23 protein-coding genes are annotated in these 23,814 nt (G+C 49.8%); 16 read left to right on the plus strand and 7 right to left on the minus strand.

Features of this window, described 5'->3' with window-relative positions:
* Positions 1-41: 41 nt before the first annotated feature.
* From VMT62_16365 to VMT62_16395, 7 genes are all read right to left on the minus strand, one after another.
* The gene (locus tag VMT62_16365; GenBank protein HVN98005.1) at positions 42-908 is read right to left on the minus strand and encodes an enoyl-CoA hydratase/isomerase family protein; all 867 of its coding nucleotides are present in this window, start codon (positions 906-908) and stop codon (positions 42-44) included.
* A gap of 61 nt (positions 909-969) precedes the next feature.
* The gene (locus tag VMT62_16370) at positions 970-2,205 is read right to left on the minus strand and encodes a CoA transferase (protein ID HVN98006.1); all 1,236 of its coding nucleotides are present in this window, start codon (positions 2,203-2,205) and stop codon (positions 970-972) included.
* The gene (locus VMT62_16375; GenBank protein HVN98007.1) at positions 2,205-3,464 is read right to left on the minus strand and encodes a CoA transferase; all 1,260 of its coding nucleotides are present in this window, start codon (positions 3,462-3,464) and stop codon (positions 2,205-2,207) included. The genes VMT62_16370 and VMT62_16375 overlap by 1 nt, the downstream gene beginning before the upstream one ends.
* Positions 3,464-3,886, minus strand: a complete 423-nt coding sequence (glmS, locus tag VMT62_16380; GenBank protein HVN98008.1) for a methylaspartate mutase subunit S — start codon at positions 3,884-3,886, stop codon at positions 3,464-3,466. Before glmS ends, VMT62_16375 begins: the two co-directional genes overlap by 1 nt.
* Before the next feature lie 73 nt (positions 3,887-3,959).
* Positions 3,960-5,423 carry a hypothetical protein gene (locus tag VMT62_16385; protein HVN98009.1) on the minus strand — a complete coding sequence of 488 codons (1,464 nt, stop codon included), beginning with the start codon at positions 5,421-5,423 and terminating at the stop codon, positions 3,960-3,962.
* Between the two features lie 135 nt (positions 5,424-5,558).
* A complete protein-coding gene (locus VMT62_16390; GenBank protein ID HVN98010.1) occupies positions 5,559-6,782 on the minus strand; it encodes a CoA transferase in 1,224 nt (407 codons plus the stop codon).
* Between the two features lie 66 nt (positions 6,783-6,848).
* Positions 6,849-8,618 carry a CoA-transferase gene (locus VMT62_16395; GenBank protein HVN98011.1) on the minus strand — a complete coding sequence of 590 codons (1,770 nt, stop codon included), beginning with the start codon at positions 8,616-8,618 and terminating at the stop codon, positions 6,849-6,851.
* A 177-nt stretch (positions 8,619-8,795) separates the two neighbouring features.
* On the opposite strand from VMT62_16395, the gene glmL reads away from it, so the two are divergent.
* The 16 genes from glmL to VMT62_16475 all read left to right on the plus strand — a co-directional run.
* A complete protein-coding gene (gene glmL / locus VMT62_16400) occupies positions 8,796-10,160 on the plus strand; it encodes a methylaspartate mutase accessory protein GlmL (protein HVN98012.1) in 1,365 nt (454 codons plus the stop codon).
* Between the two features lie 554 nt (positions 10,161-10,714).
* Positions 10,715-11,731 carry an ankyrin repeat domain-containing protein gene (locus VMT62_16405; protein ID HVN98013.1) on the plus strand — a complete coding sequence of 339 codons (1,017 nt, stop codon included), beginning with the start codon at positions 10,715-10,717 and terminating at the stop codon, positions 11,729-11,731.
* 1,220 nt (positions 11,732-12,951) lie between these two features.
* Positions 12,952-13,398, plus strand: coding sequence for a hypothetical protein (locus tag VMT62_16410; protein HVN98014.1), 447 nt, complete (start codon positions 12,952-12,954; stop codon positions 13,396-13,398).
* An 81-nt stretch (positions 13,399-13,479) separates the two neighbouring features.
* The gene (locus VMT62_16415) at positions 13,480-13,866 is read left to right on the plus strand and encodes a hypothetical protein (protein HVN98015.1); all 387 of its coding nucleotides are present in this window, start codon (positions 13,480-13,482) and stop codon (positions 13,864-13,866) included.
* A 161-nt stretch (positions 13,867-14,027) separates the two neighbouring features.
* Entirely contained in the window at positions 14,028-14,750 is a 723-nt protein-coding gene (locus VMT62_16420) for a hypothetical protein (GenBank protein ID HVN98016.1), read from the plus strand.
* Positions 14,751-15,084: 334 nt separating this feature from the next.
* Complete coding sequence (locus VMT62_16425) at positions 15,085-15,774, plus strand: hypothetical protein (protein HVN98017.1); 690 nt, start codon at positions 15,085-15,087, stop codon at positions 15,772-15,774.
* Between the two features lie 156 nt (positions 15,775-15,930).
* The gene (locus tag VMT62_16430) at positions 15,931-16,371 is read left to right on the plus strand and encodes a hypothetical protein (protein HVN98018.1); all 441 of its coding nucleotides are present in this window, start codon (positions 15,931-15,933) and stop codon (positions 16,369-16,371) included.
* A 39-nt stretch (positions 16,372-16,410) separates the two neighbouring features.
* Positions 16,411-17,232 carry a hypothetical protein gene (locus VMT62_16435; protein ID HVN98019.1) on the plus strand — a complete coding sequence of 274 codons (822 nt, stop codon included), beginning with the start codon at positions 16,411-16,413 and terminating at the stop codon, positions 17,230-17,232.
* 94 nt (positions 17,233-17,326) lie between these two features.
* Entirely contained in the window at positions 17,327-18,184 is an 858-nt protein-coding gene (locus tag VMT62_16440) for an ankyrin repeat domain-containing protein (protein HVN98020.1), read from the plus strand.
* 114 nt (positions 18,185-18,298) lie between these two features.
* The gene (locus VMT62_16445; GenBank protein ID HVN98021.1) at positions 18,299-19,564 is read left to right on the plus strand and encodes a tetratricopeptide repeat protein; all 1,266 of its coding nucleotides are present in this window, start codon (positions 18,299-18,301) and stop codon (positions 19,562-19,564) included.
* A gap of 393 nt (positions 19,565-19,957) precedes the next feature.
* Complete coding sequence (locus VMT62_16450) at positions 19,958-20,158, plus strand: cold shock domain-containing protein (GenBank protein ID HVN98022.1); 201 nt, start codon at positions 19,958-19,960, stop codon at positions 20,156-20,158.
* Between the two features lie 113 nt (positions 20,159-20,271).
* On the plus strand, positions 20,272-20,880 hold the full coding sequence (locus VMT62_16455) for a sterol desaturase family protein (GenBank protein HVN98023.1): 609 nt from the start codon (positions 20,272-20,274) through the stop codon (positions 20,878-20,880).
* 612 nt (positions 20,881-21,492) lie between these two features.
* The gene (locus VMT62_16460; protein ID HVN98024.1) at positions 21,493-21,792 is read left to right on the plus strand and encodes a hypothetical protein; all 300 of its coding nucleotides are present in this window, start codon (positions 21,493-21,495) and stop codon (positions 21,790-21,792) included.
* 188 nt (positions 21,793-21,980) lie between these two features.
* Positions 21,981-22,451, plus strand: coding sequence for a hypothetical protein (locus VMT62_16465; protein ID HVN98025.1), 471 nt, complete (start codon positions 21,981-21,983; stop codon positions 22,449-22,451).
* Between the two features lie 20 nt (positions 22,452-22,471).
* On the plus strand, positions 22,472-23,029 hold the full coding sequence (locus tag VMT62_16470; GenBank protein ID HVN98026.1) for a surface-adhesin E family protein: 558 nt from the start codon (positions 22,472-22,474) through the stop codon (positions 23,027-23,029).
* A gap of 73 nt (positions 23,030-23,102) precedes the next feature.
* The coding region (locus VMT62_16475) for a hypothetical protein (protein ID HVN98027.1) at positions 23,103-23,814 on the plus strand (712 nt) is incomplete at its 3' end.

The following is a 23,814-nucleotide window of genomic DNA, read 5'->3' on the forward strand; positions in this document are numbered from 1 at the left end:
CGGCTTCGCACTTTTTCAAATACCTCCGTGCTCATGCCTCCCTATTTATCAAGCGCCTTGAAGTAGTCGTGCTTGTCGTGTGCCGCGTCTCTTACACCCTTATCTTTCCTCTGCTTGAAGAAGTTGAATTCTCCGGGGTCGTAGACCCTGTTTGTCTGGAAGCTGTGCATCACGTAATGGTCCATGAGACCCCTGTCCACACCCATCGTCGTGTACATCATCTCTCTCGTTACTTTGCCGAATGCGATTCCGTCTTTGGGGTAGAGGGCAAGACCATTGGCAAGATCGCGGACCTCCTGCTCGAGTGTCTCTTTGGGCACCGCCCGGTTGATGAGATTGTACTCTGCCGCTTGCTTCCCCGTGATCATTTTGCCAGTGAGACAAAGGTCCATGGCCCTTGTGAGCCCACAGCGGAGCACCATAATCGGGGAGATGGTCATCCCTCCGAGGCCCAGTCTTTCCTCCACATGGCCCATCTTGCAATCCTCACTCGCGATGAGCAGGTCGCAGTGCATGACGAGAGTAAAAGCCACTCCGAGGCAGTATTCGTGCAACTGGGCTATGGTAAGCTTCTTGCAATACAGGATCCGACGGTGAAAATCGTAGAAGAGGTTTCTGTCGAATTTCAACTTTACCCGCTGCGGCACCTTGGGCGGCTTTTCTCCGGGCTTGGGCTCTTGCATGCCATACACGAAGCCCACCTTGTCGAGCGGAGCGCCTGCGCTAAAACATCTGCCGGCTCCTCTGAAAACGATCACCTTTACGTCGTCATCTTCTTCGGCCTCGGTGATGGCTTTGGTCCAATCGATAACCAGATCGGGAGAGACAGAATTGAGTTTATTCGGTCTGTTTAGCGTTATGTATGCAACCTGTCCTTCCTTGTCGTATAAGATTGTTTCATATCCCATGAAAACCTCCAAATATATTTACTTGTTCTGACAGACCCCTCGCAAAAAACCCAGCCAGGGCTTATTCCAGAACGCCCGACGTAAGAAGGTCCACGAATTCTTCATCGGTCTTTCCTAATATCTTGGTCAGGACATACTCGTTGTGCTCACCCAAAAGCGGGCTCGCCGACTTGGCCTCGGCCGGCGTCTTCGACATCTCGAAACTTGATCCCAGGTGGCTGAACGTTCCTATTTCGCTGTGATTGAGTGGCCACAAGAGCCTGCGGTGGCGTAGCTGGGGGTCCGCATAAAGATCGGCGGTATTCTCCACGATCCCCGCGGGCACGCGTGCGTTCTGCAAGAGAGCCATTACGTCTTCAGCGCTATGATCCCTCGTCCAGGCCCCTATAATGCTGTCTACCTCCTGCTCGTTGGCCTTACGGTTTACGAGCGTATCAAATCGCGGGTCGGCGGCATACTCCGGTTTGCCCATCGTACGGCAGAGCGCGCCCCATTGAGCATCGCTGAACACAGCGATGGTACACCACCGGTCATCGCCCTTGCACTGATACACATTATGCGGGGTCGCTGACGGCGAGCTATTCCCGTTTCGCTCGGGTTCTCTTCCGTTCACCATGTAGTCCATAATGCCCGGCAGCACAAAATAGAGCGCAGTTTCATACTGGGCAAGATCGAGGAGCTGTCCTTTGCCCGTTTTATCCCGATAGATGAGCGCCGCGACAAGCGCCGCAGACGCAAGACGGGGGCTTATGCAATCCGTATACGCACCGACTCCGACCGGCAACGGCCCACGGTCAGGCCAGCCGATAAAATTGGGTATGCCTGCGGTGGCAGAGAGGATCATCCCGAACGCGGCCAGGTTCCGGTAGGGACCTTCCGTTCCAAAACCATTCTGGCGCACCATGATAATGTCCGGCTTCACCTTCTTCAACTCTTCGTACCCGAGACCCCATCTGTCCATGACCCCGGGCGTGAAATTCTCCATCACCACATCGGATTTGGCCACAAGTTCTTTGGCCAACTCAATACCCCGGGGATGCCCCATATTCAAGGAAACGCTCATCATGTTGGCGCTGAAGTGGTTAAAATAGCCGCTTCTATTGAGGCCGGCCTTGCCGTCTTTGAATGGAGAAGATATACGCGTGACACAGGGACGCTTGCTCGTCTCGATCCTGATGACTGTAGCGCCATAATCGGCAAAAAACTTAAGCGTGAGCGGACCCACCATGGCCCAGCTGAAAGCCACTATTTTGAGACCTGAGAATACTTGATTCACCTGTTTCTCACCTTTCTCCATCAGATCACCCCCGCCTGCTTCAAGGCCGCAAGCTTGATTGGGGAAAATCCCAGTTCCTCGTAGATTTCCCGATTGTGCTCGCCGATAAGCGGCGCCCTGAACCTCGTGGCTATTTCTTTCTCGGAGGAGCGTACGAATTGCTTAGGATAGGTGATGGAGACGTCTAGCTCCGGGTGCGTAATCTCTTTCCAGTATCCTCGATAGGCGAGATGAGGATCGTTTGCCTCGTCCTGCATACTGAAAAGGGGACAGACGGAGATGTTGCGCGCCATGGCGGCCTCAAGCACCTCTTTCTTGGTCCTCGTCCGGAAGAATTCTTCGATGGGCGCCGAGATACGGTCTATAAGGTCCTGCGTGGCCGAGGCCATATCGAACTGCTCCCACTCGTAGGCATTCAGGAACTCGTTACTCAATCCCAGATCGTTCATCCATTTGACGAGTGCACGGCACGTCTTTGCACCCTGGGCGCCACCGAGCATGAAGAAGAATACGTAACCGTCTTTGCACGGCCACACCTGTCTCTGAACCGTTCCACTCGCGCTTCCGCTCCTGAACGTTCCAACCCTGCTCATCATCACCCCGGCCATTTCATAGTATGGAATGGCCATGGCGAGAAACCAGGCCGTGCTCTGCTGCATGGATACGTCAACATGTTGTCCCTTGCCGGTACGATGTTTGTGGTAATAGGCTATCATGCTGCCCACGCCGGCATCGGCACCGGCATGAAGGCAGGCCTGAGGGATACTGATATTGACCGGGGGTCTGTCCGCATCGCCCGTAAGATAGAGTTCGCCGGACATGCCCATGACCACGAGGTCGGGCCCTTCGTAGTCCCTGTACGGCCCTGACTGCCCGAAGGGAGTAATGGAGGTAAGGATAATGCCCTCGTTGAGGCTCGTGAGCACGTCATAGCCGAGCCCCATATTTTCCATAGAGCCGGGTCGAAATGACTCTATGACGAAGTCTGATTTTTTCACCAGCGATTTAAAGATATCCCTTCCGTCCGCCGTTTCTAAATTCAGCGTGATACCCCGCTTATTGGAGTTATAGGCGAACCAGTAGAGACTCTTCTCCAGATCCGGTATATCGTGCCAGAAAGGCCCGATCCTTCTTGCCGGATCGCCCCCAGGCGGCTCCACTTTGACGACATCAACGCCCAGGTCAGAAAGGATCTTCCCGCAGAGAAACCCGTTCTCATTGGTAAGATCCAGGGCCCGGCACCCGCTGAGTAGACCGCTATTTTCTGCTGCGTTTTCCATTATGCCTTGCCTCGCGCTTTGAGGTCATCCTTAAGATCGGCTATAGCGGCCTTAAGATCCGCTTCAGGGGGATAAACCCTGTCGAATCCCATGTTTTTGAATTTCACCTCGTCATCCTTGAAATCGTGCTTACCCACGCCCAGAATGCCGCCGATATAGAGCAGTACGTGGCTTAAACCGGCCTCAACGCATTTTTCCTTGAAGCCTCTGACGTCGAGCTCGGCCATCCCGTAGAGCGAACTCATGAGGATGGCATCAGCATTCGTCTCTACCGCTACCTGCACAAACTCGTCAGCGGGCGTCATGATGCCCAGTTCGATCACATTAAAGCCGGCCTCTCTGAAGGCGCGGGATAATATTTTCGTTCCAATCACGTGGGCGTCCATGCCTACCGTTCCGGTAATGATCGTCGGTTGTTTCATAAGGGTCTCCTTTAATACAAGCTTTTTGCGGGTCTCACCGACCTCATCGGCCTGTCTCAGGCCGCTCACAACGTTATGGTTTTCCGATCAACTGCCCCTTACTGAAGGCCCAGAAATCTCTAATAGTCATCTCGTAGTCTGCTTTGGTGCCGTCCGCTTTTTCGCGTTCAGCCACTTTCTCGCGATGAAATTCCTTAACCTCCGCGGGAAAAGGAAGGTTGCCGAATTCCACCCATCTTAATGCGCCCCGGCAGTCCTTCACGCCGATCACTTTGTCTTTTACCTGCTTGTTGGGGCTAAATGACGAATCAATGACCCCTGCATCTACGCCACGCAAACAACCGATAGCGATGTCGCCGTCGCCGATTTCGAGGAGTTTTTCCACCATGGAGCGAATCTCCATTTCCGCAATTTTCTCTTCCACCGCAATCTCTTTCATATCAAGCTCTATGTTCTGGCCCCTGATCACATTGAAGAACCAGTTGGCGGAATCATAAGTAACCGCATGTGCCTCCTCCGTAGGTATGCCCAGGGCTTCATCGATGGTCCGCAAGAACACGGACTCGACCTTGCCCAACGCACCGACAACAGCCGAATAATCCGGAAACGCGAAGGCGCCTCCCATACCCTGGGGCATGGGAAAGAGCGGGGTCTGGGACCCAAAGGTGCCGGGGATGATCACGTCCTTATACCCGAATCTGTCGAGATATTCCCTCATCAGTCTCGGTTGCACCCGCACCCAGGCGAGATCCTGGGCGAGATTGCCCATGAAGTGTACGAGCGGGACGATGCTCTTTACTCCCTGTTCAGCTGCCATCAAGGCCTCCGCAATCATGGCAGCCAGATTTACCGTCATGGGCTGGACCCCGGTGAGAATCCAGCCGTGCAAATCGCTCGTAATGATGGCCCCCCTTTCGGCGTAGTATCCTATAAGCCTTTCTACGTAAAGACTGGCTGCTATGCACTCTTCCAGGGTCGCGAATTTCTCATAGGCACCCCAGGAAATAAAGGGGCCCGTTGACATGCCCGTCATGCCCGAGGCGAAGGCTATCTCGGACCCGATAGGCTGCACCTTGTAGGACATGCGCGGATCGAAAGCGCCCGTTTTCACGCTCTCAATCACTCTTCTCGTGTTCTTGACGCCATGGTTGACAAGGGGATACCCGTTAAGCAGTGTCCTTCCGGTTCTTCGGGTCTCTTCCAGGGCGTCTTCCACCTTCTTGAACTGTACAAGACGGGTGTAACTATCGGTGGTGACCGGAATATAGGGCACGCCGGTCTCTTCGAGTTTCCGGCAAAGACTTATCTCATCATCCACGAGGGCGGTACCCGCCCGGGGAAAGACAACGGTTCTACCCTCTTTGTGGAGCTTTTGGGTAATCTTCATGAAATTCTTGCTGTCGGGTAACCCCTTCTGGTACGCGACCGCTTCTTCAAGATCGACTTCGCTACCTGTGGGCCACAACGCGAGCACATCCTTTCTCATCTTCAGGAACTGGTCTTCGTCGATCCGTTTTTGTTTCACTTCGATCTTCATTCATACCTCCCTTGGCTCTGTGTTCAGTTCCTCATATTGCCTGCTCTTCACGCTTTGGGAGTTGGCATGCGCCGCGTCCCGGACGAGTAACGCTTTATGAGTCCCTTCTCGTAATGGGGGAAAGGGTTCCCCGCTTCATATTACTTCCTCATTCTTCAGTTCTTCAATCTGTTCCCAAGAATATCCGATGAGGTCGAGGAGGACCTCTTCCGTGTGTTGCCCGAACTGAGGCGCATGACCGCCCACTTGAGCGGGCGTCTCACTGAAGTTCACCGGATTGCCCACCATTTTGATGGGCCCCAGCGAAGGATGCTCGAACTGAGCGATATAGCCGTTCTCTAATGCCTGTCTGTCGTTCGCAAGCTCAGTCGGCCTAAGAACCGGCGAATATGCCATGCCTCCACCCTTCTCATCGAAGAGTTTCATCCATTCATCCCTCGTTTTCTTCTTGAACACATCCTCGATCAAGGGGGTTAGATCCTTGCTGTTCTCCCGCCTCTTAGCGGTCGTGGCAAAGCGTGGATCATTTTCCAGATGTTTTATATCCAGGACGTCGCAGAACTTGGGCCAGAACCTGTCCGCCTGTGCCTCTGAAAGAAGCAGCCATTCGCCGTCGGCGCATTGAAAATGGTTGGACATGGGGTTCTTCATAGCCTGCCTCGAAGGTCTCGGAATTTGGCGACCTCTGAGAAGGGCGGCATTGATGTTGTATGCCTGGAGGTGAATACCGGACCCGAGGAGTGACACTTCAACCTGTTGACCGACCCCATCCCTGTCCTTTTTTACGAGGGCAGCGAGTATTGCGTAAGCAAGGAGCGTTCCCGTCATCTGATCGAATACGGGCCCCCCTATCTGTGCCGGCGGAGAATCGGGTTCACCGCCCACAGCGTACATGATACTCGACCGGGCCTGGGCCACGCTGTCGAACGCACGTTTGTCCTTTTCCGGACCGAGAAGTCCGTATGCTGTGGCAACGCCGTATACGAGCTTCGGATTGTATTTTTTCAACGTGTTGTAGTCAATCTTTAGGGCTGCGATGGTTTTCTGGGTAAAGTTCGTGCAGAATACGTCCGCCCTGGCAATAAGGTCGTAGAGAAGCTTCTTGCCCTTTTCCTTTTTCAGGTCGAGCGTGATCGACTTTTTGGACCGGTTTGCCGTCTCAAAAAGAAGGTTCTCGCCGTTGGCCATGGACATCGATGCCCCGAAAATCGCGTCGGTCGCCCGTGACGGATCGCCTTTTTCCCTGTCCTCCACTTTGATCACTTGAGCGCCCAGGTCGGCGAGCATATAGCCCGCAGTGGGCGCGCTCAGGTAACCCGCGCATTCTATCACTAATAAACCGCTCAATGGACCGCTCATATGTCATCTCCTTTATTGGATTCAGTGCCCCACGTGTGCATCGCCCCCGATGCACTTCGTCCGTCTCTATTCGTGAGAGGCGGCAAGGAGCCAGCGTAATAGCTTAAGTTCATCCCGGGAAGGCGGTTCAATCTCTTGGACATGGGCAGTCTCATCAAGTGCCCATCCGCAATTCTTCTCAATCACCTCTATCTTTTCCTTAAGGCTCGCCGCGAAGGCGCCGGGAAAGACTGCCTCGAGCTTAAGTCCCTTGTCCGGCCCCTTGTTCTTGAATACACCCATGGTCGATACCACGGTGGTGACAGCGCTACCCCGTCCCGTCACATAAACGAGCCTCTCCACAAACCTCTCCTTCGATTGGTTGAGAACCACCAGTACTTCCTGAGCGTTCATGGCATCGTTCGCGCCGCCGGAACCCACGAGAAACTTTCCCGAGGAGGTCTTTGTGGAGTTAATATTCCCGAATCTGTCTATCTGGCCTGCCCCGAGTACACTCATGCACCTGTTATTTCTACCGCCTACAAACACGCCCTGCGTCATTACGGTATCGGTCAGTATTTTGGCGCTGCGTACCCCTGACTCGCTGGAGAGGACCGATTCGCCGGGGAGCGGCGAATATCCGATAAGTCCGTTGCCCGTGATCAACTCTATCTCGTACCCGTCCGCGGTCAACTGATAGTAAGCGAGCCATGCGGCTGACGCGCCGACTCCGGCCCCAGCGAGAATCGTCTTGTGACCCTGAGCCTCGGTAGATTTCCTGATCTCTCTTGCGACCGCAATGAGCATCATCTCCTCTGGGGTAAAATCGGGTACCGGTTCGGCGCCGGATACGGAGCCAGCCGGCGGCTTAAGCTCCCCGGTTTTCTTCCTCGCACCCTCTTTGAGCGATCTAATTCTTTGCTCCCCGAGTTTCTCGAGATAGGCCTTGTGATCCAGATATCCGGCGACCCAATCTGCAACCCAACGGTCAAGCATCTCCTTATCGGCCGAGGCATCATGGAGATCATTTAAGAACGCCGTATCCTTGTCGTAGGGCTCAAATTCTTCTATACCGGGATTTGTCAGCGAAAAGGGGTGAGCCCCAAGCGGGGCGAGCGATACGGATTTCACCAGATAGCCGGGAATCTTGACGAGCGCGGCATATCGCCTGATGAACTCGGCAGGAACGATCCTCTCAACCGTTGCCAGCACGCCTCCTGTGCTTGCGAGAGGGCCCCAGAGGTCCTCGCCATAGGGCGCCGACAGAATAATGTTCCCGTCTTCGTCCCCCACGCACCCGTGGATGATGGAGATGTCCGGGTTGAGTGCCTTTACGACTCCTGCAGTAACATCCGAACCGAAGGGGTCTCTAATTTCCTTGAACGCCTCTTTATTATCGAGAGCGATGCCGCTTCCGCCCACCGACCTCGTGGGCATAAAGGGGAAGCCAAAAGCACCGGCCATAAGCCTCTGCTGGAGGGAGCACAGAGACCAGTTCTCCAGTTCGATTTTCTTCTCTTCAAGGGCCTTTTGAATAATTCTGCTCGGCCTTGCCGAAGCCGAGATATCAATACAAGCAGCACAGATGAGCCTTTTCACGAGTCCACAGTGGACAAGATTAAGGGCGTGTCCCGTAACGGTGCTCTCGATTACGGTAAAGGCCGGTTCCTTTCCGTTGAATTGTCTGATAATTTCGCAGATGGCTGCACAAGGGCCGCCGATACCGGAAGCGAGATGGACGGACATGCCCGGGTGCACATATTGCTTCACCGCGTAGGCAAGCTCCATCACCTTGGCCGATCTATTCGATTGCGGCCCTGACGCGCTCCGTCTCTTGTCGGCTACCCCTTGTCTCACTTTTCCCCTCGGCTTTTCTCCGGTTCTCATGAGATGCATGAACCGGCTGCCCGAATGTTCGAACAATTTTAAAGATTCTTCATACAGCCAGCCATGATGTAAATCATATTAAAATGAAAAATCTCTGACTAAAATAGTCAGTCTCCACGCGGCGGCGTGCGGGCCGGAGGGTAGGATATGGGAGATATACGGGTTCTCATCGATATAGGGAGCACCTTCACCAAGGCGGTGGCGGTCGATCTCGCACAGGAGACCGTCATATGCACGGCCAGAACCCCCACAACCGCCAAAAACGACGTGACGATCGGCGTAAGAGAAACGCTCAAGCGGATAGAGGTAAGCACCGGGCCGCTTACACCTGACTGCGAAATCGTAGCGTGCAGCAGCGCCGCAGGCGGGTTGCGCATGGTTGCAATAGGCCTTATGCCTGAACTCAGCTCCGAGGCGGCCAAAAGGGCGGCGCTCGGAGCAGGCGCAAAGATTGTCGGGCACTTCTGTCACCACATCACGAGAAAAGAGCTGGAACAGATCGAGCATATTTCACCCGATATTATTCTTCTGGCAGGCGGCACCGACGGGGGCAACGACACAGCTATCGTGCATAACGCGTCGATGCTCAGTCAGTCTAAAGTTAAGGCGCCGGTAGTTGTGGCCGGCAACAAGTGCGCGTACGATACGATTGAGGACCTGCTGAAAGACGCTTCAAAGACAGCCGTATTCGTGGAAAACGTGATGCCGGAGATAGGCAAACTCGAGGTTGAGGCGTGCCGTGAGGCTATCCGGGCAATCTTCATGGAGAACATCATAAAGGCTAAAGGACTCGACACGGCACGAGAGCTCATAGGCGATATCATCATGCCGACCCCCGCGGCGGTTCTCAGGGCTGCCACGCTTCTGGCCGACGGGGTTGACGGAGAGGATGGCATAGGAGAGCTCATCGTCATAGACGTTGGAGGCGCCACAACCGACGTATACTCCATAGCAAGGGGGAACCCGTCTTCGTCAATGGTGCTCTTACGGGGACTCCCCGAGCCATATGCAAAGAGAACGGTAGAGGGTGATCTCGGGGTGAGGCATAACATCGACGTGTTAAGAGAGCTCTGCGTTAGAAAAGGTATCGTTATCGACGAGCACATCTTCTCAGCCTTTCACGCGGAGCCAAGCCGGATACCCGCAAGCGAACAGGAGTTCGCCCTGGATCAGGCGCTCTCCCGCGCGGCGGTAGAAACTTCCTTTGAAAGACACACGGGAAAGGTGGAGGTCATGTACGGACCTCACGGAGAGATGGCCGTCCAGACGGGCAAGGACCTCACAACGGTTAATAAGGTGATCGGTACGGGTGGGCCTCTTGTCTGTTCATTAAACCCGCGGGAACTACTCGACTCCGTGGTGGGCGGACCCGCAAAGAGCAACATGCTCAAACCCAAGGCAGCCGATTTTTTCATCGACAAAGACTATGTGATGTTTGCCATGGGCTTACTTGCCCGATCAGAACCCAAAAAGGCACTGCGTATCCTCAAAAAAACACTTTCACCGGTTTAGCTAAAACGGGGGCGCAGACAACGGGCGTTCCCATCGAGTCACAACCGACCTGCTGCCTGCGAAAGGAATGAGAAGTTGAAAAAAATACGAAAACCGTGGCTTGGGTGGCTTAACGAAGGATACTTTAGGCAAGAAGAAATGCCGAGGAGCGGAATTGAACCACTGACACGGGGATTTTCAGTCCTAAACGGCACATATTCCTAAAGCCCTGATAGTCAATGCATGACGTTGATTGTCAGGGCTTTACGTGTCTCTAATATATTCAGATTATCATCCAATACAGTTCACTATGTTCATTGTTACGGGCATAAAAAAGGCATAAAAAAGGGGGGGGAGGTCCCCCCCTCCGCATATCCGGATTAGTGCTGAACTCCTTCCTGCAATCCTCAGCTCTGCATTCTTTCTGAGAATACAACTCTACAACTCGTAATCGAGAATCTTACTTCCACAAAAAGACCTTGTCATCTTTTAGCGAACGGATGTAGTATAGAGGAGAACGCAAATAACTGTTGGAAAGACCTTCCAGGTCGAGCCATGCGACGGAGGGAATCGTGATGATGAAGGAAGGGCTGTTGAGAACAAATTCCGCAATCTTCGCAGCAGTTGTCCTGTTGGTCTTGATACCAGTATTATGCTGCGGAGATAGCCTCATCGAGGCCGCGAAGAGGGGCGATGCCTTGACGGTAAGTCGATTCATTAAGGCGGGCGTTGATCCGAATTCAAGAGACTCTGACGAGAGGACGGCGTTAATATGGGCCGCCGCCAAAGGGCACAAAGACGTAGTAAACTTGCTATTAAGCAGCGGCGCGGCCGTGAATGCGGCGGATAACGCGGGAAATACGGCCTTGATCTTGCCGTCGGCCACGGGCAGTTCCGAAATGGTTGGCATCCTCCTATCGAAAGGGGCTGACCCAAATGCGAGAGCAAAGAACGGGTTTACCCCTCTATATGTGGCGGTAAGCAAAGGCGAGGAGAAAACCGTGAGGCTACTCTTGGAGAATGGTGCCGATCCGAACAAACCGGGATATTCTGGTTTGTCTGTACTCGCGGCCGCTGTTGCTTCAAAAAATGTAAAGATTGTAGACGTGTTGCTCGATCATGGGGCTACGGGCCCTGAAGTAACAATTTCTGAACCGAAGACCAGCCAGAAGACACCGGACCCGAAGACGGTGACACAGCCTCAAATCAAGTCGTACGCCAATGACTATTTTACTATGTTGCTGTTCCTGTTGAACCGTATGCCCGACTATCTGCGCGAAAACGCAATCCCGGTCTTCAAGAAATATAACCTGATAGACGCGCAAATTGTAGCCGGTTATTCCCAGCAAGAAGACAAATTTGAAATGCTCTTAACTTCTGGCGGATCCACTCCCGTTTTCAAGACAGATTGGGTTGATCCATTGTTCAAATTCTTGAGTAAGCGTGGAGACTTTCCCCCGATGAGTTTCAGGAATGGAAGCGTGACCCTGGATAGTCAAACAAACGTGGTCATAGATTCCGGGATGGAATTGATGGTTGGAGAAAAGACATACAGGTACACCAAGGATAAAGACTGGGAGCTAATAAAATAGCAAATGCCTCCTGAAATTCAACGTTCTCAATTGATGATCAGTTGTCGAGCGATTGGCCTCGACACCTGCTCTTTCAAAAGCATAGTATTTGAGAGACCGGCGAACCAACCGTTAATTTCCCGGGTCAAGCGACACAAAATGACAGCCTTTTATTTTGTGACTTCGGAGGAGCGATGACGCAGTTTTCGATTGCGTGGGAGATTGTTCCGTGAGCACAAACACGTGCCGTAGCTGCGGCGCGACCCTCTTTGGACAGATGGTATCCCGGTGTTATAAATGTGGTAACCCCGTTGATATCCGTTCTGAGACAGAGAGACAACGGAATGCAGCCACCTTAGAGGCCAGACGGCAAAAAGCTGCCGACCCCGAACTTAAAAAGAAGTACTCGATTCTGTACGAAGCCATACAGAAAGACGCAGCCTGCGTTTACTACTCAGCAGGCCGCCGGGTTTCCATTTTTCGTGGCGAAGATGCATGGGGGGCGTTTGTTGCCGACGTATTAGATCGTTACGAGACTTTTACATGCTTCTGGTGCCGCAACTGCAATTTCCTCCATGTCGCTAATACTTCTAATTCGGAAACCATGAGTGTGGCGAATCAAAATGACCCCCAGATCTCGACCCTTTTCTATCTGCAGAGGACCCAGGGGGCATGCTCGGCCGATAACTGGGTAGTCAACTTTCGGTGTTTGGCTTGCGGCTGTGCCAATAATGATGTTCCGGCAACGGTGTCGTATGATGGTTGGGTCAATAAGAAGGCGGATCCATTCCTGCGCGCGCCTAAGTTTTCGGCTGATCACCCTGAAGGTGCTCCTTATATATATTCCATTCCAATTCAGGAATTTTATGTTCTGCTTGCCAGACTTTCCACTTTCACACATCCTGCTAGTCACATTGAGGCTTTTAAAACAGTTAAAGTATACTGCGATAAATGCAATTACCAATTTACTGAGAGTGATTTGGATTCGCTGAGATGCCCTCATTGCAGCCATATGCATATTAAAGTGGAATCCCAAGTGCCCCCGTGATATAGGAGATAATCCCGTGACCGGACCGTGAGTGATGTAACGGATGAGAAAGTTAGAATTTTATGCCGGCTTTACTCTTTTATTATGATGGCCTCATCATTAGTGGTACACGCATGGCCATCTGTCCTGTTTGGTATTATATCTTAGCTGGGTTGCGACCCGAAAACGATTAATATATAAGGAGGATACGCAAATGTGTCCGAAGAATAAAGTGGTGTTATTAACCCTGGTATTGACCATTATGATGAGTTACGTGACTTTTTATCCCATAGCTCTTGTGGCTGATGAGAATCCCCCGACAATCAAAATGAAGAGCCCCAAAAGCACGGAGAGCTCCTCTGATCCGGCCACAATCAGGCTCTCGCAAGACGGACAGAAGGAAATCTTAGTGGAAGTGTTGAAAGGTGGAGTGATAGTAACTTCGGGGGTAAAGGTAGTAAAAGGAAGCTGGATGATAGCCGATCGCGGCACGCAATTTAACAAAGGGTCTGTGTTCCGTGCTGAGAATATCGAAAGCATCCAGCTCGATCCCTCGATGAACATCATTATCGCCAAGGGTAGAATTAGTATCAAGGGGGTCGCATATGACCAGGGGACAACCCTGGCCGTGAGCAAGGACGGCAAATTGATAAAGAAGTAGCCGGTGTCAACCGAGGCCTGATTCGCGGTTATAAGGCTGCCCCGAGACAATGATGTGAATTTCGGAAGAGGAGGGAGGAGAATGGATCTCACAAATAAGAAGATAAACCTTGGGATTGTGCTCGGTATTATTTCGTTACTGTTAGTCGGGTGCGCTTCCAGACCCACGGGATCTGGAGTTTCCAAACCAGGACAAAACCAAGTTGGGATGGTGGCGCATGCCTTCGGACAGTTTGTCAGTATAGAAAATATGACACTCCAGGTGAAGAACCCTGCCGGGACACTGGAGAGTTATCAACTTACCGAGAAGACCGACTTTGTCGACCAGAACGGGAAACCTATGTCTATGATGCAATTTAAAGACACTATTAAGGCCGGTGATGATATGGTTGTAAGTGCGGATTTCTCGTCCAAAACTGTCCTCACCGTTCGATTAGGTAAATACCTGCCTATTCGATTTGGCAATTAGAAGAGCAGGCGAGAATCTCATAAGATAAGGGCCACAGACCGTTAAATGGATGGTAATAGCTAATATCTGGGATTTCGGTTCAAAATTTGTTGTAGAGACGAGTGATTATAAGGTATGGCCAAACTAAGTGAAGTTTTAAGCATGAAAAGGAGGGAAGATTTATGGCAAAACGACCACCACCTTTAGCTATTGATTACGTGGATAAACAAAGGAAGATAACTGTACATGTCTTGATTGTACTGTTTATTATAGCTGCATTTTGCGCGAGAGATTCTTTTGGTTTTGATATAAAGGGTATTGCTGACAGCAAAAGGATAAACACGTTGAAAGTTCATATTGAATCAAACCCTTCTAACGCGCCTGTATTTGCAATGTTCGCTGACGGGAAAAAGACAAACGCTGTTTGTGTTACGCCGTGTGACGTGGAAGTGGGATATGTCGACCAAGTAACCTACAAAGATAATTCTGAGGGTCTTAGGAGCCATTTTGGAGGGCACTTAGCTTGGTACCATGAAAAAAGTGGCTGTTTTACTGCGGCAGCGCTTGATGTTGCATGGGGTAAGGTGCCTCCATATGAATACCTCAAAGAGTCCGAAGGTTTTTGCGTTCCGTTGCATATTGTGCTTGAGGGGAATATTGCTATTGATAAGTCGGTTTGTTTTTACGATTTTATGGACAAAACGCCAAAAGACTTAAAGATAGACCTAAGAGCAAACAATGACGAAGAAATTGTACTATGTAGCAATACTTATAAGGCAACAAATGAACTGACGATTGAAGTGCCGCAACCGCAGTCCCCTGTACTGAAGAAATATATACTTCGTCAAGCATATACCGTGGACGAGGGAAGTAGTTATGGGCTAATTCTAAGAAAGAAGAAATGAGGCTGTTGTTGGTGACAGGACAACGCCAGCAAAAAAGTACCGTTATTGTATTTATGAATGGTAATAATGGCTTCAAAAATTTTTGGATAAATTGAAATCTAAGGAGGGTGATATGATGCGCAATCCTTCTTCAGTATTCCAGCATCGTATAGATGCGAGACGCCATGGCCGAGTGTTCTGCCTGGGCCTTGAGCGTGATCAGTTACGGAACTTCAGATGTTTGATCTCTGCGCATGGTTGTCAGGAAATAATATTGCATTTCCAAGAAGAATTGTTCATACTTGATTATTGCCAATGAGTTTAAAGATAAGCCAAATACACAAGGAGAATCAGGATGATAGACGATTCTGACGTCGCTATACCTGTCGCTATTCCTGATGAAATCAGACAGTGGAATTGGGGGGCTTTTCTCTTAGCGCCAGTCTGGGCAATTGTGCATCGCGTATTTTTGGGTCTTCTTGCCCTGATACCCCTGGTCGGTGTTATAATGGCCATTATCCTGGGGATCAAGGGAAACGAGTGGGCATGGCAAAGGAAAAGGTGGGGTAGCCCAACGGCATTCCTGGCCTTTCAGCGCAAGTGGTCTTACTGGGGTTGGGGCATTTTAATCGTTTCAAGTCTTGTGTACATAGTCCTTGAAGGGAGTGTACGAGGCATTTATTATCTGATCGGCGTTATCCTTGTCGTTGGCTTCTTCGATGCCATCTTCGGAAAAGCCGGTTATCGCTATTCCGGGGGCATGAGTCTGCTTATGTTCGTGCCTATCGCGAACATAGCCATGTTAGTGAAATATGGCGTAAGTGAGTGGCCGATCGAGCGACAGATGCGGGACCTAAGGATCCGTTGTGGTTCCGGAACCGAAGAAGATGCGTATTCTTTACTCAGTGAGGCAGCTCGCCTTGAAGTGAAGGGTAAGCTTGATGACGCGTTATTTAAGTATCAAGAAGTTGTTACAAGGTTCAGGGATACCGCTGCAGGGAACGATGCACAAAAAAGCATTGACATTCTTAAGGCTAAGCTTTGAGGATGGTTGAAAATGATTATCGAAATCGGGCTGCCAGAAAGCGAAGAATCACCCCACAAATAGACGTTGGATCCCATCGTTCCGCTGGGGACCGGGGAGTCAAAGATGGCGTGGTGACTGTTTTAGCTCGTTGAACAAAAACCAAAGAGGAGACGAATGAAAAGAGCATCGCTTGTAATAGCGCCCGCGGCATATTTATTCTGTGTCTTTTTGGCAACGGTTTACGCAACTGACACCGATCCTAATTTCAAAAAAGCTGAAGACTTCTGGAACATAGCAAAGAAGGTAATCATAACTAGCGCCACGCAGGAACACCTGTTTCCTAAGCAAATGGAAATATCCGCTAAATCAGTCCCCGATTGTCTCGCTGTGGTCTACATACCGGAGTTTGAAGTCTTTCTCATGCAACAGTATGATGGCAAGAAATTCGTTATCCTTCCGCGCACATATTCAATTGAGCCCAAATCGCAGCCAGTGATAAAGGCAACAATATATTTGGTGGATGGAGGAAAACGGAAAGAGATTGGAACATTTAGGTCAAAAGCCGAGGCAGTTGTCGTTAACTCGGATGGCTCCAGAAAACTGATTGTGAGATAGTTCTGTCCTGTCGAAGGGTGCGGAGAAGGGGAATTCTAGATGGGTCTATTTGACAGATTTCTTAAATCGAAAAAACTACCGACAAAAAACCCCGCGATAATTGCCGCAGTAAAGCAAGTGCAATCCGTTTCATCCTCATACAATGAACAGCATGCTGGGCTGACCAAGCTTGAGTCGCTTTTTTTAAAAGCCACCGATACGAGTGATAAAATGGCTATTTCACAGTCACTATTGGACACCGCTACGGATGGCGCATCTATTCAAGTGCGCGAAAGCTCTCTAACCAAATTGGGGACTATTATTGACAAAAGTATCCAGTTTTCCAATCACCCTACTCTTCATTCCGGTGCGAGTCGCGGATTGTCCGCTATCTCTGGTCATGCTGTTCCGAGTTTGATCGCAATTATCGAAAACACACGCGGTAAAGAAACCGAATTACGTAGAATAGCATTTTGGACTCTCCAGAAAATAGCGCCTTTCGCTCTGGATGATGCTCTCCTCGTATTCTTGGTGCGCAGTCTTAGCGAAAAGAGAGACATCAGAATGCCTGTGATTTGCGCTCTTGAAGACATCGCTCGGCTAAGTGATGACACCACACGGAAGCGTATGGCAGAAGTCGGCCTTTCCCCGTTGTGTCAGACTCTCAAGGATAACGACGCTGAGATATGGATAAGGGCAGCACGGGTTTTAGGTGACCTAGGCACGTATGCAGCCGGGTCGGTGAACGATCTCATTAGCAAGTTAGATGATGATGGCGGCGAGTGGGCGGCCGATTCCCTTCGCAAGATTACCGGTGAAGCATATGGCAACAAAGAAAAGGGCAAATGGCAAGAATGGGTTTCAAGAAACGGGACTCAATAGGGAGTTTTTTCGATCAGGAACATTGCGCGAAAGTGGAGACAGGGTAGCGTACGATAATTGTCGTACGCTACGTTAATCACCAATAGAGATGAAAATGGGAATATTCGATTTATTCAAAAAAGGTTTATGGAAACCAGAAAAGGATGGTTCCATAATTGACCAAGAGGTCTTTAAAGCAGGACAATCGGAGGAACAAATAGAAGCACCCATACATCCCTCAGATTTGGTATCTGCAGCAAGAGGGGGCAACATCGAGACGGTTAATATGCTTCTCGCAAAAGGCCTGGACGTTAATGTGAAGGACGGCAAAGGCTATCCCATCATAATACTTGCTGCAATGAATGGGCACACGGAAACAGTTAAAGTTCTATTGGACAAAGGCGCGAATATCAATGCAAGGGGTGACCATAATAGTACAGCGCTAATGCTATCTGCGATGGGAGGACACGACGAAACCGTGAAGTTGTTGATTGATAGAGGCTCAGATATCAATGCGAGAGAAGATATGGGTTGGTCCGCTTTGATCGTCGCCACGATTCAAGGTCGCAACAAGACAGTGCGGCTTCTGCTGGACGGAGGTGCTGATATGGACGTAAAGGATAATAGAGGTAATACTGCGATTTACTATGCTTCGCGTGACTATGCATTAAGTAATGGGCATAATGAAACCTACGAGTTACTTCGAGACAGAGGCTATGCGGCCCCGGCTACAAACCTATTCGAGCCAGCCCACGCATCGGGTGAAAACGACAAGGAAAGCAACCTTCAGCGTTGGCAGACTTCAGGCGCGCCGAAAGAATGGGTTGAAGAACACCGCTACTTGTGGAATCATCAGAATTGGCTTTCGTTAATAGAGGCTCTCCGGAAATCACCATACTGGCCTCTGGACCCCGACAAAGTTGGTGCAGTTTTGGAGGAAATTAGGGTAAAGGGACGAACGGCCAACTGCTGACATGAGACAACCAGTAGACAGTAGATCATGACCAGAGGATGGTACCCGACAAGACGACAACCTTGGGCGAGATACGCGTCTGGCACAACGGCAAGCTGACAGAAGGAGAGGAAGATGGATAAATACGGCAGCAATGATGGCGCCAAGAACCTGAAGATCATAACGACCAGAAACATAAACTCAACACTTTTTCGAAGCGCATTCCTTTCATGGTGTGTTGCCATGCTGTGCATCGCAGTGTTTTTTGCCGGCTGTGCAACCCGGCTGCCGGTCCCGGACAACCCTGTTACCGCGAAGGACCATCACCAACTGGGTCTCCGCTTCTTTACGCAAGGGCAGTTCGATAACGCTATGCGCGAATTCTCAAGAGCAATCGCACTTGATCCAAATTACGCGGATGCCTACCAGTTTCGAGCTCTAATCTATCGGCAGACGGACTTCACTGCGGCCCTGTCGGACTACGCTGATGTCATAAGGCTTCGGCCACGCGACCCCGTCGGCTATTTCAACCGCGCCACTGCTTACAACTGGCTCGGGGAGGCCGAGCGCGCTCTTGCGGACCTTGACGCCGCCATCTCTCTGGCTCAGAACGGTCCTCAGTCAGGTATCTTTCACAGTACGAAGGCAGATATCCTATTCATCGACGGACGGTTTCCGGAAGCACTCCCCGAATACCGGGTGGCTCTTGCGAATATGGTAGGAAATTCAGTAATGGCACAGGTAGGGTTAACATTCCTCACTTCAGGGATTGTAGGCGTTATGCTGGACCCTACGGGACGAATAGCAACTGCCGAGCACCAAAACCAGTCATTAGAGGTCCATAGGACATACCTTAATGAAAGAGTACAATTGTGTGAGGCGATGATTCGTCCCGTAGCCCCTAACGACACACCGACAGCAATATCTAAAGGCATGTCAAAACAGGCGGTGTTTCAATCGGTCTCAGTCACCGATCGGATTGTCGGGCACAATCGATTCACTGTTCTTCCACGCCAGATAGAAAAGAATCTCCATATCTTGGATTATCCCCAGCCTGAATGTTGGGTCACAGTAACCAAGGCGGGGCCACTTGATGACAGGACGATTGGGGTTTTCGTTTTCACGGATAACAAACTTACAGCAGTAAAACGGGTGCCCTTAAGGGACGCCTCGGTGATACCGGAAGGTCCAAAGACTCCACCGTTAATTATTAGTTCTGGCCAATCACGGGTGCAAGTGCTTGAAACATTGCGTTTGACCGACAGGTTCATTTACGAGGACGATGACTTTATCGTCACCTCCACAGAATATCGTGCTGCTAAGGATAAGCGCGTAAGGCTGACAATGCTGAAAGATGGTAAGGTTCTGCTCAGTAGTTATGGTTCTCGACCGTTGTGGTGAAAGCCGGTTATGTACATGCGTACTAGCGGGGCAGCTATTGACGGTGGGCAACATGAAAAGCGTAAACCATCACCCTAACCATGCAGGCAACTCCTTACACTTGCGGGTGAACTCTGTGTTGAGCTACGTTTCAACCCGTAATCCTCAGTTCTTTATCACATACCCAATGCGCGACTTGTAGGTGAACTCGACGCTTGCCAGTGTCCTGAACATCACGTGGCGAGCCTTCCAAATTCAACAGTCTTTCAGATCGTTGGAAATCACAGGTAAGAGGACGTGTTTGTTATGAAGTCAGTCCCAAATGGAGAATAACCTTGCATTTTCGAAAAGAGTAATTATACTCATTACTGTAAATGAGTTCGCGGAGAACCCAACATACAAAGGAGAACAAGAATGGCAGAAGGAAGAGTTAAATGGTTTAACGATTCAAAGGGGTTTGGTTTTATCGAGCGGGAAGGCGACGACGACGTATTCGTACATCATTCCGCCATCCAGGGAGAAGGGTTTAAATCGCTGGCCGAGGGTGACCGTGTCAGTTTCATGGTTGTCAAAGGCCCTAAGGGCCCAGCTGCCGCGGATGTTCGTAAGCTATAAGGTCTGAACCTCATATTGTGTCTGAAAGCCTCCCATAATAAGGGAGGCTTTTTCCATTGTCTCTTGGGAGTCATGATGTTTTTGTGACAATCGAGTCAACAGCGAGGTTTTCCGTGCAACGCCACACAATAAAGCAGCTGACTGATAGTGCGCTCAACGGCATATTGAAGATGTCAAAGACTCCACTCAATTACTGGGCCGAATTCGTTGTTGATATTCCGTTAGGCGTGGTGCTGATCTACGCGGGTCTCCATCATGGCGACCTTAATTCCGCAATGGCTATTCTGACCATCCTACTGGGCCTGTTTCTTTTTACCTTTATTGAATATTTCATTCACCGCCGGCTGCTCCACGGATCGGTGCAGTTCATAGTACGGGGTCACCGCGCACATCACGAGAACCCCTTGAACTATGACGGCCTGCCGTTCTTTTTGCCCGCGTTTATGCTCATGGGGATAATCGGTATGTGTGTCTCAATCGTCCCCACGAATTATGCGTTTCTGCTGACCGGCACTATAGCGTTAGGATATACCACCTATGGGTTAAGCCACTTCAGCATTCATCACCACCGATTCCGTCAGGCTTTCGCCAGAAACTGGGCGGCCAATCATCACATCCATCACTACCACGCCGAAACCAACTTTGGTGTTACGACTCCGCTATGGGATATATTGCTCGGCTCACGATACGTAAGGCTCGATCGGAGAGGCTCTCAGGAGTAAATCCAATACTCATCACGCGAATCAGAACGGTGAGTTAATTCTTCTCTCTGGTTGTTCCACGCAAATCAGCGACAATTTTTCCCCTGGATTTGCTATCCCTGAAACGGGTTTAATAGGCGGAGGGAGGGGCAAGGCAGTTAAGTTTGACTGCGCCCTGCCGAATATATTGATACAGGGGTCCATTGAAGTATCCCGTCCGTTCATGGTGGAGGAAAAATCATGAAAGGTTGTATTGAGAGGGCATAAACCCTCGAAGCGTTTTAGACGCGGTTGCATCTTCGCCGTACCGGAGATGCTCCCACAAACCCTCCGAGACGCGGTCGGTCCCGACCACTACCACTACTACACATCTGGAACTGACCGCGTCTCCAACCCCCCCCCACATCCCGAAGACGGCCACCCCGACATGTGCGGGGAATGTGGTAAAGAGATCAGCCAGGACGAGTGGCGGCTAAGCTTTTCGCTGGGGCGGTGAGGGTGATCTTGTCGCCTGAGACGGTTACTTCGCCGCTTGCGGTCAGACGCTCAACACCATAAGAAATGTTGACGAGAGACGCCGAAAGAAGGATAATGGAAAGAAAAACTGATACGCCTAATCATTAAGGGGGCTTTATGGATGAACCAAAGAAATGTCCATCATGCGGCGCGGTCATGGTAGAGGGTGGAATGTATTGCAATCAATGTGGTAGGCCCGATGAGGGCACCCAACATCTCGCCAATCATCAAAGGGTCTCTGTTGTCGATATCAAAATGCCCTTTTTTTCCATGGTGATATTTATGGTGAAATGGGCGATTGCCGCTATTCCGGCGTTTATCATCTTGCTTATTCTTGGTTCCCTTGTCGTGGGTATAATCGCGGCTATTTTCGGTATTGCATTACCAAGAGTCCCTAAGCCAGCAATACAACTTTAGAAGCCGGACGTTGATGGTTCGCAAAAATGGATCAATGAGTTTGTTACTAATAAGAAATATTGATTGTTTGCATGGAGGTGGTTCACGTTAGTAATTGTTATGGGGAGGAAATTGTAGCAGCGGTATTGTTTTGCATAGGGTCAGATATAGAATATCTGTCAAGTAGACAACCTTCGCGGAGGTGGAGGATGAAGGGACTAGGAGTACTATTGATGGTTCTTATTTTCTTCTCCATGGCACACGCAGCATCGAAAACGGAAGAATATGGATTACAAGAACGATGTCACAAAAGTTCCATCGAGTGGTATCGAAACACTTGGGGTGAGCAATCAGTAGCTAAGAATGATGATGGGTCTTCAACGATTATTTATTACACAAATCATTATAATAGAAAACTAAACAAATGCCTCGTCTTGCAGGAAATCATTTATTTGTCAAAAGACGAGAATGATTTTACTTTGGTCAATAAAGACCTCTTGGATATTAACGAAAACAATAAAGTGTATGGGCATTGCATCTTTAGGGCTGATAGAACAAACCCTAAGGACCTGTCTTTATTTGTTATGAAAGGCAATAAGACTATCTGCCTCGTATCAGACATAGAGTGCCACTCAGTTTCGGAATGGGATAAGATGATTAAGCCCTATATGGAAGAGTGAAACTCGCAAGGGGGTTAGGAATGGGAAGAGTTGCTTTGTTGATAGCCGTGTTCTTAGTCACGGGATTTGGTGACTTAGAAGCACATGCAACGGATTGGAAATTCTTTGGAGGCGCGCCTCATTTAAAAGACGAGTTTGGGATAGGATTTTACGATGCCGAAGGCATAGAACGTTTATCTAACCAGAATATCAAGGTGTGGACGACAATGTTCACCAACCTTTCCGAGTTTCACCGGATAGAAGGCAAGAAAGAAGTCATAGACAAAGCAGCGAAGAAGCTGGCCAAGGGGTATCAGCCACCGTATTTTGTAATCGAGGCAAAGAACTATACAAACCACGAGACTTTCATCGACGTGATTGCCTGGGAAGAAACAGCCAATGACGCCGATAGTAAGCCAAGAATGAAAATCTTGTTCGAAATAAATTGCAGAGAAAAAGCTATTAGAATCCTCTCAATAATTCAATACGACAAAGATGGAATGGCGACCAACGAATCCCATGAGAGTGCTTGGGGTTCTATCAGCGCAGGATCAAACGCTGAGACACTTCATAAGATTCTATGCAAGAGCAAAGAATAAGCGAGGCAGAACCGGACGGATAAACAAGGACGAAGATGCGTTCTCGTATCGAGAAATTAAAAAGGAAACGGATATGAAAATTGACAAAGCCAAAATATCTCGGATTGTACCCGGTAAAATTTCAGGGCCAACAAGAAAGAAACAAATGAAAGTTAGGGGTATGCTTATCCCCTTTAAGGTGGCATTACTTCAAAAAGAAAAGCGTTTCATCGTAGTTAAAGATGAACCCATAAGTCTTTACATGGAGGTACACGAAAAGGAATGGCCGCGATTGCAGGAATTTGTTTCAGCCTATCCTGAACAATTCGCAGAACAATTTGAAACGGTAATTATAAATGCAATTTCTGAAGAGTATCCTGGCAAGAGAAGACGCTTTATAGATACGCTAAAAAGAGAGTCAGGTCTTTTGAGTGAATATTTTTCGTACTGGCAAAAAAGGAACTTTGAGGAATGGCCTAAATTTCTACAAAAGCTTATCATGCAGGCTGAAGAGACTGATCTTTCTATGAATAAAAAACCTGTGGATAAGGAGAAGCAGAAACACACGATTGAATATTGCATACGAAGGTTGCATGGGAGTGATTTGAAGCGTTATAAGGTGAGTCCATTTCAAGCAAAGAAAAATCCCAACGATAATCATTTAGAGAATTTTTCACGTACCTACATATTGGATGGAAAGAAGTACAGCACAGCGCAGAGGCTTAAAGAAATGATGAAAGGTAAAACGTCCAAAGAAATAGAACAATTAGCATCTGGCCCCCACGCACACCCCTATCTTAATCGGC

The sequence above is a fragment of the Syntrophorhabdaceae bacterium genome (assembly GCA_035541755.1).
Lineage (GTDB): Bacteria > Desulfobacterota > Syntrophorhabdia > Syntrophorhabdales > Syntrophorhabdaceae > PNOF01.